Raw genomic sequence first — 15,041 nt, forward strand, 5'->3', positions numbered from 1 at the left:
ACTTCTATCTAAGATACGCCCTTCATCCGGGATATCATCCATTGTGTCAGTTGAGGGGTCGATGCATCCAGCATCACCTGCTCTGTCTCGGCCATGCTCTCCAACGCCTGATAATGACGCGAAGCGGTTAGCTCACGCTTGGGTGGGTTATCCACAAACACAATCTTTCCATCTTCTCGGGTAATGAACGATAACTCCTCAAAAACATCCAACATCATGGTAATCATGCGCGGCGAGCAGCCACACTGACGACTGAGCACAGGAGTGATCTCTTGTTCCTCCACGGGTTCAGCTCTCCATTTGGACACCAGCATATAAATACGCTTGAAGAGTTCTCTGGAGGGCATCTGAAGGCGATCTCGGCGGTTGCCTGATCCGTGCAGAAGGATGATATTCTCGGCTCCGCTGAATAAAGCCAGCATTGCATCAAGTTGTTCCGGGGTTTCCGGCGTATCAAACACAAATAACGTCCGGACCTGTTCCTGCCCATAATGCTGCGCAGCAGCATTACACGGAAATAACCCGACCTTTCTATCATATACCCAAAGGCACGGTTCATACAATGAATTTCCCTCGGAAACATTCGTTTCTTTCCGAACGATGGCACCAATAGAGCCTGACTTGTATCGTAAATGTATTTCAAGCGAACTCAGGAACTGCTTCATCGCGTTCAGAGGCTCCGTACTGCCTCGCAAATCAAACACTTGCGCATGTGGGACCTGAATGTCCTGCAGCATCAATTGTGGTTTCCTCATCCCGTTCCACTCATTAACAGACAACTCGCCCATAACATCAATGATAGAGCCTGGAGGAAGAAACTCCGCCAATGCTCCTTTGCCAAAAGCGACCGTTTCCAGTTGCTGGCCATCCTGCTCCAACACCAATTTCAGATGACGTTTTTCACGTCCCATCGTCCGTGTTTCTTTTACAGTCACATTGCGCAGCACAAAACGAGGAGAAGGATTGCTCATGCCAAATGGCTGGAGTCTGTCGATCTCTTGAATGACCTGCAGGGGCACATCACTGATTCTACACTCATCATCCGCAAGACGATGGGGAACAAAGTCCTCCTCCGTCAGCACGGATGCCGCAAACTCATTCAATCCGGCTTCCAGCTCTTTTAGCTGATCACGATGCAGGCTCATGCCTGCTGCAGCCGGGTGACCACCATAATGGTCCATCGTGTGTTTGCAAGCCGTTAATGCCTCATAGATGTCCAGCCCCTCTATGGAGCGTGCTGAGCCTTTACAAGCGCCGCTCTCCGGGTCAATGCCCAGGATAAGCGTTGGCCGATAATACCGTTCAAGTAACTTGGAAGCCACGATACCTACAACTCCAACATTCCAGCCTTCTCCCGCTAAAACGATGACGTCCGGCACTGCTCCGGAATTAAGCTGGATTTTCTGCTCCAATTGGGCTGTCGCTTCCAGAAGTATACCCTCAACAACCTGTTGCCTTTCACGATTCAGCAAATCCAGTTGACCTGCCAGAGTATGTGCCTCATCCAGATCCTCGGTTGTAAGCAGCGATACGGCTCTGCCGGCATGATCCAGACGTCCGCTTGCATTAATACGGGGAGCCATGGCAAAGGCAATATTGATTGAAGTGACCTGACTTTGATCCACACCACTAATTTCAAGTAGAGCACTTACACCGGGCAGACGTGTACCACGCATGGACTCAACACCATAACTGACGATAACCCGGTTCTCGCCTTCCAAAGGCATCAAATCGGCAACCGTACCAATAGCGGCAATTTCCATCCATTCTCCAGGCACTTCTCCGATCAATGCCTGGGCCAGCTTCAACGCTACACCCGCACCAGCTAACCCTTTAAAAGGGTATGGACAGTCCGGAAGCTTAGGATTGATGAGCGTATAGGCCTCAGGCAAAACTTCAGGTGGCTCATGGTGATCCGTCACAATGACTTCCATTCCCAGTGTTGCAGCATAAGCAATCTGCTCTACCGCACTGATTCCGGTATCTACCGTAATCACCAGCGTGACTCCTTGTTGATGAGCCCAATCCAAGGCATGATTGTGTAATCCGTAGCCTTCATTGGAACGATGAGGAATATAGATATCGTAGGAAGCCCCGAGATAACGCATCAGATGGATCATCAGGGATGTACTGGATACGCCGTCCGCGTCGTAGTCCCCATATATTAAAATATGTTCTTCACGCTCAATGGCCTGCTGGATTCGGGGCACAGCTTCTTTCATACCTAGAAGCAGATAAGGATCATGCATCTGATTCAGATCAGGATGCAGAAATTGTTCTGCCTCTGTTTCATTATGAACCCCCCGACTAACCAGCAAACGTCCTACAAGTGATGAAACGGAAAGCGCCTGCGAGAGTCCCGCAGCCGCCTCCAGATCGATATTCGGTGTGTTCCACCGGTATTGCGAATAAAGCAATGATAACGCTCCTTTCCTGATCTACTGGATCAAGCTTCATTACTGAATTAATGTCGCTTCAGGATCTGGCAGTTCATGATTGGATTTATAAGGATACCCAGGATCATAAGGTACAGCCTGGATCTGTACTTCTTTCACATGACTGAAACGAGTTAAGAGAAGTGTCTTCGCCCGATTCGCAATCTCCTGTGCCTCGAGCACAGAAATTCTAGGGTTTACACTTATGACCAGTTCAATCGTAACATCATGTTCCTGTTCACGTGCTACCAGATGTTCGATCGTAATAATGCCATATACACGCTGTACCGTTTCTTTGAAGTCAATTGCTTCTTCCTGTTCCAATTCCTGAACAAGTGAACCATATACGGTATCCACAATCATTCTGTACCCTTTGTGCAGCACAAAACAGGAAGCTATCAATGCAGCTGCGGGGTCCATATATCGAAGAATACTCCACCCCATCGTTTCTCCTGTCATGGAACCTACAATGCCGACCAAAACGATAAGTGAACAGTAGAGTGCCCGACGATGTTGCTGTGCATAAGCCAGAGCCTGCGATTGATTTCGTTTACGAAAATACCGGTATTGATATTGAAAGATCGCTTCCTTCACAGCCAGTGCTGCAAAAGCTACTACAAGTGCATGGGTATACTTTTCTAACGATTCTGGTTCCTCTCCAGACAAACTACCCAAAGCGGAGATGGCAATCTGCAAACCTCCCATAAGGATGAGCACAGATAATAATACCGAAATTCCAGGTCTAGCGATACGTGAATGTTCCTTTGACTGCTCCCTACGAGCCTTTGTTTTTGTTTGTACAGACTTCGAGGGAAAGAGGCCGGACAATGAAGAAGCAGCTTCTGAAGCAGAGTGCAGGCCGTCTGCAAGCAACGATTTGCTGTTTGCCATATAACCGAACCCAGCCTTAATTACTGCAAGTGTCAAATTCCCGGCGATCCCGCTCCACGTGGCAGCGTGAACAGAAGGGAAACGTTCTCTGGTCATGGCGATGCCCCCCTTAATACTGTACCTAAAGTTGCAAAACCGCGCCTGGCAGACGCGGCTTGACAATACAATGTTTAGTTGGATGCTTTGGCAGCTGCTTTAGGTTTCTCTGTTTGTTTACCTTTGAGCGCCAGCCACAATGGAGCGGCGATGTAGATCGAAGAATATGCACCGAACAATGTTCCGATGACCATAGCAAGTGAGAACATGCGAATGGATTCTCCACCAAAAATAAACAAGCAGAGCGAAGCGACAAACACGGTGAATGTTGTATTCAGGGAACGTGTCATCGTTTGTGCCAAACTGCGGTTGACTACTTCACGCAAATCGGCTTTGGTAGTCTTTTTAGCAAAACGCATATTCTCACGAATCCGGTCGAAGATAACGATGGTATCATTGATCGAGAATCCGACAATGGTCAGTACCGCCGTAATGAAGGTCAAATTCACTTCCAGTCGGAAAATCGAGAACACACTAATCACTACAAATGCATCATGGAAGAGCGCAATGACAGCAGCCAAGCCAAACCGCCATTCAAATCGGATCGCTACATAGATCATAATCCCGATACTAGCGATGAGAACCGCGTATATGGCATTGCGTTCAAGTTCTTTAGCCATCTCCGGGTCCACCGTATTGACTTCATAAGAAGCGGTTGAATCCAGCTTGGTGAACTCTTGCTTAAACTTGCTTTCCTGATTTTCATCCAGTACGTTCGAGAAACGAACGTTAACCCGATCAGCACCAGGTGTAATATGAACATCTTTTGTGTCAACACCAAGGTCACTAACGATGGGCTTAATTTGTTCTGTTGTGATTGCTTTAGACACCGTAATATCCACATTTGAACCTGAACGGAAATCAACCGCATAATTCAATCCCAGAGCCAAAATGCTGATGATACCTGCAATCGTCAAAATGATGGAAAAAGCATAGGCAATTTTACTGCCTTTAACATAATCAAAATTCCAATTAAAGCGCACGAATTTCACTCTCCTTCACTCCGAAGTACTTAGGCTTCTTCAATACGTTAGCCCGCACAAGCAGGGTCAACAGGAAGCGGGAGAAGAAAATATTCGTAATAATGCTGGTCACGATATCAAAAATCAGTACCAGTGCGAAACCTTTAACCGCACCTGTACCCATGAAGAACATAACGGCGGCAGCAATGATGGTTGTGATGTTAGAGTCAATAATCGTACGGAATGAACTTTTACCACCAGCTCTTACCGAAGACAATATCGACTTACCACTGCGCATTTCTTCCTTGATCCGCTCATACGTGATGATGTTGGCATCCACGGCCATCCCTATACCCAGGATAAATGCCGCGATCCCCGGAAGGGTAAGTACGAATTCTCCCATATAGAAGATTGCAAGTACAAGCCACGTATGTGTAATCAGGGCAAAGCTCGCAATAATCCCCGGAATACGGTACAGGCCAATCATGAACACTAGAATAATTACGGAACCAATTAATCCCGCTTTAATCGTCTGGTCCAGAGATAGTTTACCAAGCGTTGCACCAACACTTTGAGAGTACTTCTCTGTCAGTTTCAGCGGCAACGCACCCAAATTAATGGTATCGCGAAGCTGATTGGCTTCCTCACGTGAGTAGTTACCCGTGATTTGCGCAGAGCCGTCACTCAGCTGCTGCTGCACGGTTGGAGCGGATAACAGTTGATCATCCAGATAGATAGCCAAAGGTTGTCCAATCAAACGTTTGGTGATTTCAGCAAACTTCGCTTTGTCTTTAACCTGGATATCGATCATCGGTGCGTTCAACTGGTTAAATACCACTTTGGCACCATTCTCCACGAACTCATTTCCCCGAAGCTCGATTTTGGTATATTCGCCTTCTTTGTCATTCTCAGCTTTACTGCGGAAGGTCATGACAGCAGGTTCTTTCATTTTGGCTCTGACTTCAGCCTCGTCGGTAACCCCGGCCAGCTTCAAACGGATCCGGTTCGTTCCTTCAGTTGTTACTTCCGGCTCGCTTGTTCCGAGCGCATTGGCACGGCTCTCCAGACTTTTTGCTGTTTGCACCAAAGATGCTTTGGTGACTTGTTGTCCTTGTTCCAGCGGCTCTGCTTCATATAAGATCTCGTAGCCTCCTTTTAAATCGAGGCCCAAGCGTATATTTTTGAGCAGCCCTGGACTTGTGCCCAACATTACTCCTGCGGTCACAAGCACGACCAAAATGAAACTGACGATTCTTTTCATGCCGTTCCTAGATCCCCTTTCGTTCTCAATATTCCTATTATAGCGATGCCGTAAAAAGCAGTCAATTTCCAACAAAAAAGATCCCTTTCGCTAGAAAGAGGACCCCCGGTATGCAGACACGGTCATAAAGTTCATAAAGCTTGTTGCTTTCAGTGACAATATGTCGTTCACCAGTTGGTGAAGCGGTGGAATGCCCTGCTTTTCATATTTATGACTGATGCAATTCCAGACATCTTTGCTGGTGACATATTCGTAACCGACAAGCCTTAGTTCCTCTGCTTTGCTACGGCAGAGCATCTCTATAGACTGTTCCAACTCCACATCATTCATTTCTTCCAACGGGGAGCCTCCCTTCATACATCCAAGCCTTTATGCGGCATCAATATTACATCATTCGACTTTACCCGATCATATTCCTTCTTGCTGTTGATGGATCTTTTTGTTAATCGTGTCCAAGTTGTCATGAGAAGATATTGGACTGGCATAGGATGAAGAACGACGGCATTGTCCCGTTTATGAATATCTGTACTCCAACCGGGAAAGAGGGGTAGTCTTGAAGAAACAGACATTTATCCAGGGAGCCATGATCCTGCTCGCCGCAGGCATCATTAATCGGATTCTCGGGTTCATCCCGCGCATTGCGCTGCCACGGGTTATCGGTGCAGAAGGTGTTGGCATCTACCAACTGAGCTATCCCTTTTTCATCGTACTCGTCACCTTAATCACTGGCGGTATTCCATTGGCTGTAGCCAAACTCGTAGCCGAGGCGGATACAGGTGCCAACCGTTACTCACCCCAACGGATTCTGCAAATCAGCCTGAGCTTCACATTGACCCTTGGCGTTGTGTTTATGTTTCTGTGCATAATCTTCGCTCCATGGGTCACCCGTTATGTTCTGACCGATGAGAGGGTCTATCACACGTTTGTCAGCATGAGCCCTATGATTGCCATTATCGCCGTATCTGCAGTCTACAGAGGTTATTTCCAGGGAAAGCAAAACATGATGCCTACGGCTGTTTCATCAATCGTAGAAACGGTCATTCGTATTATATGTGTAATCTGGTTTTCCTGGCTCCTCTTGCCCCGAGGAATTGCACAAGCTGCAGCAGGGGCCATGCTGGGGGCGCTTGTCGGTGAATTCGTCGGCATGCTTGTATTACTGTGGAACTATGCTAGACAGAAGAAATATATCGATCAACATCAGCCCATACTCGAATCTTCAATCGAAACCAAACCTGCTGTTTTAAAAAACTCAACCGGATCAGAGCCTGGACTCCTTCGTCGTTTACTTGCGATTTCCGTACCCGTAACTGCCGGACGATTAGTTGGCTCCCTATCCTATCTTGCTGAGACCATTGTAACCGCACAGAGCCTGGCAATTGCAGGCATCTCCAAAGGGCTCGCCACGGCCCAGTATGGAGCACTACAAGGCATGATTATCCCGCTACTTCTTCTGCCCGGAGCATTAACGTCCTCATTAGCAACGTCCCTTGTCCCTTCATTGTCTGAGGCCTCGGCTCAAGGTGATCGTGCGCTCATACATAAACGGATGCATCAGGCTTTGCGGTTAGCACTCGTAACAGGAGCCCCATTTTCTGTATTTATGTATGTGCTTGCCGAACCGATGTGTCTTGTCCTGTATAATGATGCATCGATTGGAAGCATGCTTAAGCTTATGGCTCCTTTTGCTTTGTTTATCTACATTCAAGCTCCTCTTCAAGCTGCTCTTCAAGCACTTGATCGTCCGGGAAAAGCACTGCTCAATACATTTATTGGTGCTGTCATCAAAATTACATTGATTTTGGTACTCGCCTCCCGACCGGAATACGGCATATTTGGTGCGGTGATTGCCATATGTGTGAATTCAACGGTCGTTACCCTTCTACATGCAAGAAGTGTGCGCAACCTTTTGCAGTTCCGTTTCAAGCTGATGGATTGGGTCAAAACAGGTACGGGTATGGTCATCATGGGCGCCGCTACTCTGGTCATTTATGAGCAGACCGCATCTTTGCTTCCGTTTTGGATCAGAATGCTTCTTGCTCCCCTTGTTGGTCTAATTGTTTATTTCATGGTTATGGGCTGGACCAAAATGATCGATTTTCACGATCTTTCCCGTGCCCCCATTATTGGTTCCTGGTTTAAACGCCGTTCTTAGACGTCAGTTATCTTTATCATCTTTGGAACTTACATAAACTTTCTCGTTATGATCAATGGAACAGATAAACACATCTTTGAAGTCCATAATCCCTTTCTGCTGAATCTGATTTTTAAGCCAAAATCTGGTTTTCTGAATCAGTTCAAGGTTCTGATCCTGAACTTTGCCATCCATGATCAATGGCAATGGTAGGCCTTCATATTTGATGTTTTCAAATCCATCTATTTTATTTTTCCGTCTATTTTGTTTGGAATTAAATCCTGTCGAACCAGAACCTGATGAACCGCTGTTACCGCCTGAAGAACTCTGAACTTTTGGAAAAACAGTCAGCTTGCCTGTAGTCTCCAATATGGCGAAGTCAACTTCACCAATGCTGTCTATATTCTGTTCACGAAGTTGCTGTAGCAAATCGTCGAGATTATAACGCTGCTTGCGCATCTCATCTCGATGCAATTTACCTTTGGAAATTAACACGGTCGGCTTGCCATCAATCATCAGCCGCAGCTTCCGGCTCTTGAGACTGAGAAAAGCTATGGCAATCTGCACGACCAGGACCGTTAGCATCGGTACAATACCATGGAATAACGGCTTATTGATATCTTCAATGACAAATGCCGCAATTTCTGCAAGCATGATGGATACGACCAGATCAAACATGGACAGCTTCCCAATCTCACGTTTGCCCATAATCCGGATAGAAGCATAAACAATAAAATACATGAGTATGGTTCGAAAAATATGTGCTCCGACATCTGAGAAATTCACAACAGGGTTCCTCCTTCGGATCTGAATTTTATACAGGTACCTGAAGCGTAATCCCTATTTTGACCTGAAGCTTACATGCTCATGCAAATATAAACTGTTCATTTAATGGAAAATTCAGTTCATAAGTCCGAAGGCTTGACCATACACTGTATTAATTTCAAACTTGTACAAGGGGGTTGCTTCATGCAGTTGATTCGCCGAATGGTTTCATTTCGAATGTCTAACCCGGTTCTTTCGGGCCTCTGTCATGCTTTTGTATGGATGATGTTAGGCGCACTGATTCTATCCTTCTTTCTCTGGATGACCGGAATGCGGGAACAGGATCTTTCCCTGTATACGTACGTTGTCCATGGCTTGTCTTTGCTGGTTGGTGGATTTGTATCTGGCAAGAGGTCAGGTGAGCGAGGCTGGTACCACGGAGGTATTACCGGAATCGTTTACGGATTAATCGTATTGCTCATCGGATTTCTGGCACTCGATGCCTCATTCAATTGGAAAGACAGTCTGCAGCTTGCAAGTGCATTCCTGATTTCTGCACTAGGCGGTATATTTGGAGTCAATACACGAAGATCATAGAAGATTGGGGAGTAACGGTTATTTGAGCAAAAAAGAAAAGAGAACCGGGTCTCTATGGAGATCCAGTTCTCTGATAATGAAGAATACGCTGCAAACGTACTCATTGCCTTACAGGCTTTTTGAACTTCTATGATTTATTCAGCCGTTTCACGGGCAACTGCACTGCTAATCGCATTACGATCGAATGTCAGTTTAGTAACATCGTTTACACGCAATACAACTACATCATCCGTGATTTCAGCAATTGTTCCGTGAAGACCACCGATTGTAACAATTTTATCGCCTTTTTTCAATTGACTTAGCATAGAATTACGTTGCTTTTGTTTTTTGTTCTGTGGACGAATCATCAAGAAGTAAAAAATTGCAACCATGAGTACCAAAGGTACAATCAAAGATACAATTCCACCACCCGCATTAGCGGTTGTAGCTGGTAATGCTTGGAACATTCAAACTCCCCCTTATCGACTATACGTTCAAATAATACTTGTTACTGCGGTTCCGCAAAAACCTGATCAGAAACCTTTGTCATTGTCATGAAGACCATATTGATCGAAAAATTCATCCCGGAAATCAAGCAAACGATCTTCCATTATGGCTTTACGCACATTGCGCATCAAATTCTGCAAGAAATGAAGATTGTGGATGGTCGTCAAACGTAAGCCAAACGTTTCATCCGCTTTGATTAAATGACGCAAATAGGCTCTTGAATAGTTACGACAAGTGTAGCAATCACATTCAGGGTCCAGTGGCCCAAAATCGGTTGCAAACTTGGCATTACGAACTACCAGACGTCCTTGGCTGGTCATCGTTGTTCCGTTACGGGCAATTCGGGTAGGCAAAACACAATCGAACATGTCCACTCCGCGAATCGATCCCTCAATCAATGCATCGGGTGAACCTACACCCATTAAATAGCGTGGCTTATTGGAAGGCAACAAAGGAACAGTATAATCCAATACCCCATACATCAAATGTTTCGGTTCTCCAACACTCAGTCCACCAATAGCATAACCCGGGAAATCCATGGAAGTCAAATCTGCCGCGCTCTGACGACGAAGATCTTCATGCATGCCTCCCTGTACGATGGCAAACAGTCCTTGATCATTCGGACGAGCATGACTTTCCAGACAACGTTCTGCCCAGCGGCTCGTTCTTTCAAGCGATTTTTTCACATATTCATATTCAGCCGGATACGGCGGGCACTCATCAAATGCCATCATAATATCGGAGCCCAGTGCATTCTGGATTTCCATTGCCACTTCAGGCGAAAGGAATTTTTTATCTCCATTTAGATGAGAGCGGAAGTTAACGCCTTCCTCCGTAATTTTGCGCATCTCACTAAGAGAAAACACCTGGAAACCTCCGCTATCCGTCAAAATCGGACGATCCCAGTTCATAAATTTGTGCAACCCGCCTGCCTGACGGATAATTTCATGCCCAGGTCTAAGGAACAAATGATAGGTATTGCTCAGAATGATCTGTGCATCCATCTCTTTCAGCTCTTCGGGACTCATCGTCTTCACTGTGGCCTGTGTTCCTACAGGCATGAAGGTTGGTGTCTCAATAATACCGTGAGGTGTATGTACACGTCCCAAACGGGCTCCGGATTGTTTACAGGTTTTGATATGTTCGTACGTAATTGCTGCCATTGGTTTTAATCATCCTCTAAAAATTAATCGTAATACCTTCATATCTTAATAAATCAACATGGCATCGCCAAAGCTGAAGAAACGGTATCGTTCTTTAATCGCTTCCTCATACGCATGCATGATTTGTTCTCTTCCCGCAAGCGCACTGACCAGCATGACCAATGTGGATTTGGGGAGATGAAAATTCGTAAGCATCCCGTCAATCACTTTGAACGTATATCCCGGATAGATAAAGATCTTGGTCCAGCCGCTGCTCTCTTGCAACTGCCCGTCTTCAAACTTGCTGCCTACCGTTTCAAGTGTTCGACAACTCGTCGTTCCTACTGCAAATATACGGTTGCCACGTTTTTTCGTTTCATTAATTAGATCCGCCGTCTCTTGAGACAAGGAGTAGTATTCCTCATGCATGACATGTTCTTCAACATTGTCAACCGACATCGGCCGAAATGTTCCAAGTCCCACGTGAAGCGTGATGAAAGCAACATTAACCCCTTTATCCCGAATCCGATTCAACAGTTCTTCTGTAAAATGTAATCCTGCTGTCGGTGCAGCGGCCGATCCTTCGTGTTTTGCATACACCGTTTGATACCTTTCCCGGTCATCCAGTGTTTCTCTAATATACGGAGGCAAAGGCATTTCACCCAAACGATCCAGAATCTCCTGAAAGATTCCATCATAGGAGAATGTAAGCAAACGCGCACCCATTTCGCCTTCCTCGTCAATGACGGCCCTGAGCTCGTCACTAAAAACGATAACTGACCCTGCTTTCAGCTTCTTGCCTGGTTTGACCAGAGCTTCCCAGCGATCGCCCTCCACGTTTTTGAGCAGGAGCACTTCCGCCTTTGCTCCAGTGTCCTCTTTGGTTCCAAACAAACGGGCTGGAAGAACACGTGTATCATTCAATACCAGTGTATCCCCAGGCTGAAGAAAGTCGATAATATCAGGGAACGTGTGATGGTTAACTTCACCGCTCTCCTTGTTTAAGGTAAGCAACCGGGATGCCGTGCGGTCAAGCAGTGGCGTCTGTGCAATCAATTGCTCCGGCAATTCAAAATCATATAAGTTCACATTCATATTCAAATCATTCCTTAACAATAGTCGCATTTTGATAATAGTGTTTCAATATTGTCTGGTAATCATACCCTTCATCTGCCATGCCTTTGGCACCCCATTGGGATAAACCCAATCCGTGCCCGTTACCCTGACCGATGAACATGAAGCTTTGGCTCTGAGTTACAGCTCGGGCTTGACCATCACCACTCATAACCACAAGAGCATTACTGGATGAAGTCCCTGTGCCCGAGGCAGATAGAACAGCAGCCCCCTGTGAGCCGGTTTTGCTTGCTGTTTTGCCGTCAGCGCCTAATACAGTATAACTTCCGGTCCCTGCAATATCAAATAAAGTACTTGGTAATCCACCTAGAGCAGAGCGGTATGTATCTGCATATTTTACCGTCATGGGCTGGCCGTTGGCTGTAACTTCAAGTGCTCTTCCTGATGGCCCGCGCTTGGTCACTTCGAGCGTTGAGATTGAGGATGGAACAGCAGAAGTCGTTTTACCCTGCAGGGTTTTAACCAACTGGGCTGACGTGAATGGTCCTCTTACCCAGGCATAATCATTGGACTGCGGCACTTTGGCCAGGACAACAGCTTCGTTGCCTGGATTCATTTTCGCTACCGGATCAACATTGGATTGAATTAACGGAACGGGACGCACATTGGTATTTTGGGCAGTAACCGTTACTTTGGCTAAACCCGCATCCGTTTTGGTTGTTAATTCTTTTACATTATCCTCGCGGAGATAGCCGCTGACTCCTGTACTCAACAGCACATGATACCAGGTTTGCAATCCAGCTTGAGCCGATGTATCTCCATGGCTATCCACATTACTGAACACATCCCCGCCTCCGTTCCATACTTCGGATGGATGTGCAGTCTGTCCCCCCGCATTGGATGAGAATACAGCTTCTACGATTTTACCACCGCTCTTGATAACTTCTCCAGAGGTGGCATCAACCGCGCTGGAGACTTTATCATTCTCTGAACCCATTCCGTTGTATGCCTGACTAAGGGTGGTATCCACGACATTGGCAATTTTGAAACGGTCTCCCTGTTGAAGCGCATAAGAGCGTGCAGCGACAGCCTGTACTTTCAGCGCTTCTGCTGGCCAGGATGAATACACTTCTGCACCGACAACAGAGTATAGATATTGCTCCAGTGGAACTACATTAACCAAAGCCAAATCGCCGCTTACAATGCTAATTTCCATGTCACCGCGATATGTCCGCCCGGAACGTTCCACGACTTTGATTCCACTGCCGTCTCCTTGTACAAAGGCTTTGGCTTCACTGCCGGCAATGGTGTAATGCGGGGCTGTTTTAAGTGCATCAGTGCTTAACCCGGCATCCTGCCGGATAATAAGCGCAGCACTATTACTGTTTACCGGAGACAGGTTTACTCCTGGAACACTGGCTTCCACACTCTTTTTGAATGCAGACAGATCAGCATCTGATGAGGCTTCACCCACCCATACGGTATACCCTTGACTCCCTCCATCCAGTTGAAGAACGGTATAAGAACTAACTCCTGCCGATGAAAGAGATGCTTGTACCGCTTCTGCCTCTTGGAGCGAACTGTAGACTCCTGTAGATAAACGCTTGCTGCCCGTCACCACTGGTTGTTGTCCACCCAACTGGGCTGCAGCCACTTTTTGTACACGTGCAACCGCTTGTCCAGCCAACGCCTCTGTTGCATAGTTTCCGGTGTATAGTTGATAGGTCGCTTTACCATTCAGAGAAGTTGTAAACAACAACGGCTTATCACTAGTGGCCTGCAACAATTTTGCGGCGGCGGCTGCCGTTTTGAAATCCCCTGTTTCCAACACTTTGACGCGGAATCCATCCGCACTGAAACGGATTTGTCCTGCTGGAAGAGTTATACTTGCCCCGCTTTCCGAACCGATATTCCATTTTCCACTCGACTCAAGCGTAATCAGAGGGGTAGTCGATTTATACGTACTTCCCAGGTTCGCAAACATGGCTACCCGGATCATCTGCCCATCACTTTCAGCGGCATAAACCGGCACTTGCAGGCATCCTACCGTCAACAGAGCTGCGGCCAATACCTTCAAACGCCGACTCCACTTCTTTGTTTGTATTACTTTCCCCACGATCAGTCTCCTCTCTCTGTTTGTCCCAAGTTGTATATTAAGATGAATCTCATTGATATATGATCACAAATTATTTGGCGTCTCTCGGTGGAACTGGCAAACCCAGATGATGATAGGCCAGGTCTGTTACAATTCTGCCCCTCGGTGTACGTTGAAGCATACCAATCTGCAATAAATAAGGCTCGTAGACATCCTCAATGGTCTGACTCTCCTCACCAATCGTAGCGGCAATCGTATCCAGACCCACCGGGCCTCCCCGGAAACTGTTAATCATTGATTTGAGCATCTTGTGATCGATTTCGTCCAGACCGCGCGGATCAATCTGAAGACGTTGCAGCGCTTCTTCCGCCAGAGCCTGTGTGATGATACCATCCCCCCGTACCTGGGCAAAGTCACGCACTCTTTTCAACAGACGGTTGGCAATCCTCGGTGTCCCACGGGAGCGCAATGCTATCTCTTCTGCGGCATTACCAACAATCTCCACTCCTAGAATCTCTGAGGCCCGTGAGACGATGTAGGCCAGCTCATCCACCGTGTAGAACTCCAGCCGACTGATAACACCAAACCGGTCTCTGAGAGGCGCAGACAGCAAGCCTGCACGGGTTGTAGCACCAATCAGCGTAAAAGATGGCAGATCAAGACGTACGGAGCGGGCACTTGGTCCTTTTCCAATCATGATATCCAGCGCAAAGTCTTCCATGGCGGGATACATCACTTCTTCTACCGTACGATGAAGGCGATGAATCTCGTCAATAAACAGGACATCCCCTTCTTGCAGGTTTGTGAGCAACGCAGCCAGATCACCTGGGCGTTCAATCGCGGGTCCCGATGTTGTGCGCAAGTTAACACCCAATTCATTGGCAATGATATTGGCAAGTGTTGTTTTACCAAGTCCAGGCGGGCCATATAACAACACATGATCTAGCGCCTCATTGCGCATCTTGGCCGCTTCAATGTATATTTTCAAATTCTCCTTGACCTGGTTCTGCCCGATATATTCATTCAAATACCGGGGACGAAGACTGAGCTCGACAGCTTGATCCTCCATCATCAGGTTCGCGGAAATAATCCGGTCATCCATG

At 46.8% G+C, this 15,041-nt stretch carries 13 protein-coding genes; 2 read left to right on the forward strand and 11 right to left on the reverse strand.

Annotated features, from left to right (window positions below):
- Positions 1 to 8 precede the first annotated feature (8 nt).
- From recJ to MKY42_RS25945, 5 genes are all read right to left on the reverse strand, one after another.
- Positions 9 to 2,417, reverse strand: a complete 2,409-nt coding sequence (gene recJ, locus MKY42_RS25925) for a single-stranded-DNA-specific exonuclease RecJ (RefSeq protein ID WP_090903974.1) — start codon at positions 2,415 to 2,417, stop codon at positions 9 to 11.
- 39 nt (positions 2,418 to 2,456) lie between these two features.
- Positions 2,457 to 3,422, reverse strand: a complete 966-nt coding sequence (locus MKY42_RS25930; protein ID WP_090903975.1) for a cation diffusion facilitator family transporter — start codon at positions 3,420 to 3,422, stop codon at positions 2,457 to 2,459.
- 74 nt (positions 3,423 to 3,496) lie between these two features.
- Entirely contained in the window at positions 3,497 to 4,405 is a 909-nt protein-coding gene (gene secF / locus MKY42_RS25935) for a protein translocase subunit SecF (protein ID WP_339845817.1), read from the reverse strand.
- Positions 4,395 to 5,645, reverse strand: a complete 1,251-nt coding sequence (gene secD / locus MKY42_RS25940) for a protein translocase subunit SecD (protein WP_090903977.1) — start codon at positions 5,643 to 5,645, stop codon at positions 4,395 to 4,397. The genes secF and secD overlap by 11 nt, the downstream gene beginning before the upstream one ends.
- A 90-nt stretch (positions 5,646 to 5,735) precedes the next feature.
- Positions 5,736 to 5,975 carry a post-transcriptional regulator gene (locus tag MKY42_RS25945; RefSeq protein ID WP_175383441.1) on the reverse strand — a complete coding sequence of 80 codons (240 nt, stop codon included), beginning with the start codon at positions 5,973 to 5,975 and terminating at the stop codon, positions 5,736 to 5,738.
- Positions 5,976 to 6,198: 223 nt separating this feature from the next.
- Here MKY42_RS25945 and spoVB point away from each other — a divergent pair, with 223 nt between their 5' ends.
- A complete protein-coding gene (spoVB, locus tag MKY42_RS25950) occupies positions 6,199 to 7,800 on the forward strand; it encodes a stage V sporulation protein B (RefSeq protein WP_090903978.1) in 1,602 nt (533 codons plus the stop codon).
- A gap of 3 nt (positions 7,801 to 7,803) precedes the next feature.
- Here the strand turns inward: spoVB and MKY42_RS25955 are convergent, their stop codons facing one another.
- On the reverse strand, positions 7,804 to 8,565 hold the full coding sequence (locus tag MKY42_RS25955; protein WP_257031872.1) for a DUF421 domain-containing protein: 762 nt from the start codon (positions 8,563 to 8,565) through the stop codon (positions 7,804 to 7,806).
- 183 nt (positions 8,566 to 8,748) lie between these two features.
- Here MKY42_RS25955 and MKY42_RS25960 point away from each other — a divergent pair, with 183 nt between their 5' ends.
- A complete protein-coding gene (locus MKY42_RS25960) occupies positions 8,749 to 9,141 on the forward strand; it encodes a TIGR04086 family membrane protein (RefSeq protein WP_076287744.1) in 393 nt (130 codons plus the stop codon).
- Positions 9,142 to 9,275: 134 nt separating this feature from the next.
- Here the strand turns inward: MKY42_RS25960 and yajC are convergent, their stop codons facing one another.
- The 5 genes from yajC to ruvB form a co-directional block, all read right to left on the reverse strand.
- Complete coding sequence (yajC, locus tag MKY42_RS25965) at positions 9,276 to 9,587, reverse strand: preprotein translocase subunit YajC (protein WP_110002009.1); 312 nt, start codon at positions 9,585 to 9,587, stop codon at positions 9,276 to 9,278.
- A 66-nt stretch (positions 9,588 to 9,653) separates the two neighbouring features.
- Entirely contained in the window at positions 9,654 to 10,790 is a 1,137-nt protein-coding gene (gene tgt, locus MKY42_RS25970; RefSeq protein WP_062325081.1) for a tRNA guanosine(34) transglycosylase Tgt, read from the reverse strand.
- A 45-nt stretch (positions 10,791 to 10,835) separates the two neighbouring features.
- Positions 10,836 to 11,864 carry a tRNA preQ1(34) S-adenosylmethionine ribosyltransferase-isomerase QueA gene (gene queA, locus MKY42_RS25975; protein ID WP_090903980.1) on the reverse strand — a complete coding sequence of 343 codons (1,029 nt, stop codon included), beginning with the start codon at positions 11,862 to 11,864 and terminating at the stop codon, positions 10,836 to 10,838.
- Positions 11,865 to 11,871: 7 nt separating this feature from the next.
- A complete protein-coding gene (locus tag MKY42_RS25980) occupies positions 11,872 to 13,959 on the reverse strand; it encodes a SpoIID/LytB domain-containing protein (protein WP_177185863.1) in 2,088 nt (695 codons plus the stop codon).
- A 70-nt stretch (positions 13,960 to 14,029) separates the two neighbouring features.
- Positions 14,030 to 15,040 (reverse strand): Holliday junction branch migration DNA helicase RuvB, encoded by a 1,011-nt coding sequence (ruvB, locus tag MKY42_RS25985; RefSeq protein WP_053779099.1) that lies wholly within the window; start codon positions 15,038 to 15,040, stop codon positions 14,030 to 14,032.
- Between the last annotated feature and the right edge of the window lies 1 nt (position 15,041).

The organism is Paenibacillus sp. FSL W7-1088 (genome assembly GCF_037969855.1).
Classification (GTDB): Bacteria; Bacillota; Bacilli; order Paenibacillales; family Paenibacillaceae; genus Paenibacillus.